General features: G+C 69.2%; 1 protein-coding gene. It reads left to right on the plus strand.

What is annotated here, in order from left to right:
* Positions 1 to 3,478 (plus strand): multifunctional oxoglutarate decarboxylase/oxoglutarate dehydrogenase thiamine pyrophosphate-binding subunit/dihydrolipoyllysine-residue succinyltransferase subunit (locus AB0K92_RS33475; protein ID WP_365929040.1); only part of this gene is annotated, 3,478 nt, incomplete at its 5' end.
* Positions 3,479 to 3,580: the final 102 nt, after the last annotated feature.

The following is a 3,580-nucleotide window of genomic DNA, read 5'->3' on the forward strand; positions in this document are numbered from 1 at the left end:
CGCGCCGGCCCAGGCCGCGCCCGCCGCGGCGGCTCCCGCCGCCAAGGCCCCGGCGCCCGCCAAGCCGGCCGCGAAGCCGCAGGCGAAGGCCGAGCCCGCCGCGGAGTCCGCCGGACCCGAGCTGGTGACGCTGCGCGGTCCGTCCGCCGCCGTCGCCAAGAACATGGACGCCTCGCTGGAGATGCCGACCGCCACGTCGGTCCGCGCCGTCCCGGTGAAGCTGCTGTTCGACAACCGCATCGTCATCAACAACCACCTCAAGCGCGCCCGCGGCGGGAAGATCTCCTTCACGCACATCATCGGGTACGCGATGGTGCAGGCCATCAAGGCCATGCCGTCGATGAACTGGTCGTACCAGGTCAAGGACGGCAAGCCCACCCTGGTCAAGCCGGAGCACGTCAACCTCGGCCTGGCGATCGACCTGGTGAAGCCGAACGGCGACCGCCAGCTGGTCGTCGCGGCGATCAAGAAGGCCGAGACGCTGAACTTCTTCGAGTTCTGGCAGGCCTACGAGGACATCGTCCGTCGCGCCCGCGACAACAAGCTGACGATGGACGACTTCACCGGCGTCACGGTCTCCCTGACCAACCCCGGCGGCCTCGGCACCGTCCACTCCGTGCCGCGCCTGATGCCCGGCCAGTCGCTGATCATGGGCGTCGGCTCCATGGACTACCCGGCGGAGTTCCAGGGCACCTCCCAGGACACCCTGAACAAGCTCGGCATCTCGAAGGTCATGACGCTCACGTCGACCTACGACCACCGGGTCATCCAGGGCGCCGCCTCCGGCGAGTTCCTGCGCACCGTCGCCAACCTGCTGCTCGGCGAGAACGGCTTCTACGACGACATCTTCGAGGCGCTGCGCATCCCCTACGAGCCGGTCCGCTGGCTCAAGGACATCGACACCAGCCACGACGACGACGTCACCAAGGCCGCCCGCGTCTTCGAGCTGATCCACTCCTACCGGGTCCGCGGCCACGTCATGGCCGACACCGACCCGCTGGAGTACCGCCAGCGCAAGCACCCCGACCTGGACATCACCGAGCACGGCCTCACCCTGTGGGACCTGGAGCGGGAGTTCGCCGTCGGCGGCTTCGCCGGCAAGTCGATGATGAAGCTGCGCGACATCCTCGGCGTGCTGCGCGACTCGTACTGCCGCACCACCGGCATCGAGTTCATGCACATCCAGGACCCCAAGCAGCGCAAGTGGATCCAGGACCGCGTGGAGCGCCCGCACGCCAAGCCGGAGCGCGAGGAGCAGCTGCGCATCCTGCGCCGGCTGAACGCGGCGGAGGCCTTCGAGACCTTCCTGCAGACGAAGTACGTCGGCCAGAAGCGCTTCTCCCTGGAGGGCGGCGAGTCCGTCATCCCGCTGCTCGACGCGGTGCTGGACTCGGCGGCCGAGTCGCGCCTGGACGAGGTCGTCATCGGCATGGCCCACCGCGGCCGCCTGAACGTGCTGGCCAACATCGTCGGCAAGTCGTACGCGCAGATCTTCCGCGAGTTCGAGGGCAACCTCGACCCGAAGTCGATGCACGGCTCCGGCGACGTGAAGTACCACCTGGGCGCCGAGGGCACCTTCACCGGCCTGGACGGCGAGCAGATCAAGGTTTCGCTCGCCGCGAACCCCTCGCACCTGGAGGCGGTGGACCCGGTCCTGGAGGGCATCGCCCGCGCCAAGCAGGACATCATCAACAAGGGCGGCACGGACTTCACGGTCCTGCCGATCGCCATCCACGGCGACGCGGCCTTCGCGGGCCAGGGCGTGGTGGCCGAGACCCTGAACATGTCGCAGCTGCGCGGCTACCGCACCGGCGGCACGGTCCACATCGTCATCAACAACCAGGTCGGCTTCACCGCCGCCCCGGAGTCCTCGCGTTCCTCCATGTACGCGACGGACGTGGCCCGCATGATCGAGGCCCCGATCTTCCACGTGAACGGCGACGACCCGGAGGCCGTGGTCCGCGTCGCGCGGCTCGCCTTCGAGTTCCGCCAGGCGTTCAACAAGGACGTGGTGATCGACCTCATCTGCTACCGCCGCCGCGGTCACAACGAGTCGGACAACCCGGCCTTCACCCAGCCGCTGATGTACGACCTGATCGACAAGAAGCGCTCGGTGCGCAAGCTGTACACCGAGTCCCTGATCGGTCGCGGCGACATCACCCTGGAAGAGGCCGAGCAGGCGCTGCAGGACTACCAGGGCCAGCTGGAGAAGGTCTTCACCGAGGTCCGCGAGGCCACCTCGCAGCCGACGGCCGTGGAGACCTCCGACCCGCAGGCCGAGTTCCCGGTCGCCGTGAACACCGCGGTGACCACGGAGGTCGTCAAGCGGATCGCCGAGTCCCAGGTCAACATCCCCGACCACATCACCGTCCACCCGCGCCTGCTGCCGCAGCTGCAGCGCCGGGCGACGATGGTCGAGGACGGCACCATCGACTGGGGCATGGGCGAGACGCTCGCCTTCGGCTCCCTCCTGCTGGAGGGCGTCCCGGTCCGCCTGGCGGGCCAGGACTCCCAGCGCGGCACCTTCGGCCAGCGCCACGCGGTCATCATCGACCGCAACACCGGCGAGGAGTACACGCCGCTGCAGTACCTCTCCGAGGACCAGGCGCGGCTGAACGTCTACAACTCGCTGCTGTCCGAGTACGCCGCCATGGGCTTCGAGTACGGTTACTCGCTGGCCCGTCCGGACGCGCTCGTGCTGTGGGAGGCCCAGTTCGGCGACTTCGTCAACGGCGCCCAGACGGTCGTGGACGAGTTCATCTCCTCGGCCGAGCAGAAGTGGGGCCAGACCTCCGGCGTCGTCCTGCTCCTGCCGCACGGCTACGAGGGCCAGGGCCCGGACCACTCGTCCGCCCGCCCGGAGCGTTTCCTCCAGCTGTGCGCGCAGAACAACATGACGGTCGCCATGCCGACCTCGCCGGCGAACTACTTCCACCTCCTGCGGTGGCAGGTGCACAACCCGCACCACAAGCCGCTGGTCGTCTTCACCCCGAAGTCGATGCTGCGCCTCAAGGCCGCCGCGTCGAAGGCGGAGGACTTCACCACGGGCCAGTTCCGCCCGGTCATCGGCGACACCTCGGTGGACCCGGCGGCCGTGAAGAAGGTCGTCTTCTGCGCGGGCAAGGTCTACTACGACCTGGACGCCGAGCGGGTCAAGCGCGGCGTGACGGACACCGCGATCATCCGTATCGAGCGGCTGTACCCGCTGCCGGGTGCCGAGCTCCAGGCGGAGATCAAGAAGTACCCGAACGCCGAGAAGTACCTGTGGGCTCAGGAGGAGCCGGCGAACCAGGGTGCGTGGCCGTTCATCGCGCTCAACCTGATCGACCACCTCGACCTGGCGGTCGGCGCCGACGTCCCGCACGGCGAGCGCCTGCGCCGGATCTCGCGTCCGCACTCCTCGTCCCCGGCCGTGGGTTCCGCGAAGCGGCACCAGGCCGAGCAGGAGCAGCTGGTGCGTGAGGTGTTCGAGGCGTAAGCCCCGGACAGTCGTCCGTCACACGACCGGGCCGCATCCCCGCGCGGGGGTGCGGCCCGGGCGCAGTGGGCGGCGGGCGGCGACACGGGGTCCGCGTCGGCC

It is taken from the genome of Streptomyces sp. NPDC052687, assembly GCF_040678395.1.
GTDB lineage: Bacteria > Actinomycetota > Actinomycetes > Streptomycetales > Streptomycetaceae > Streptomyces.